At 63.3% G+C, this 365-nt stretch carries 1 protein-coding gene and 1 pseudogene; both read left to right on the top strand.

Translation table 11 applies throughout. The features are described from left to right. Positions 1 to 230 (top strand): transposase (locus tag QSK17_RS35825; RefSeq protein ID WP_502889359.1); only part of this gene is annotated, 230 nt, incomplete at its 5' end. Between the two features lie 4 nt (positions 231 to 234). Beyond that, positions 235 to 365 (top strand): annotated as a pseudogene (locus tag QSK17_RS35820) (IS3-like element ISAav4 family transposase); the annotation flags it as partial.

The following is a 365-nucleotide window of genomic DNA, read 5'->3' as shown; positions in this document are numbered from 1 at the left end:
CCGACCCGCACAGTCCCTGGCAGCGCGGCACCAACGAGAACACCAACGGCCTGCTGCGACAGTACTTTCCCAAGGGAACTGACCTGGGCAGGCACAGCCGAAACGATCTGGACGCAGTCGCCGCCGCACTCAACAGTCGCCCCCGCAAGACGCTCGGCTGGCGTACTCCCGCTGAGGCGTTCAACGAGCATCTAGGCTCGATGACAGGCAGTGTTGCAACGACTCCTTGAACCCGAGCAGTACACCTCGATCACCTTCGGCCAGCGGTGTGAGCAGGCCGGGATTCGCCCATCAACGGGGAGAACCGGGACGTGCTTCGACAACGCGATCACCGAGAGCTTCTTCGCCTCGCTGGAGTGTGAGCT

This window comes from Microtetraspora sp. NBRC 16547, from assembly GCF_030268965.1.
Lineage (GTDB): Bacteria > Actinomycetota > Actinomycetes > Streptosporangiales > Streptosporangiaceae > Microtetraspora.
The sequence above is the reverse complement of the archived record's forward strand: the minus strand, read 5'-3'. Positions and strand labels throughout refer to the sequence as shown.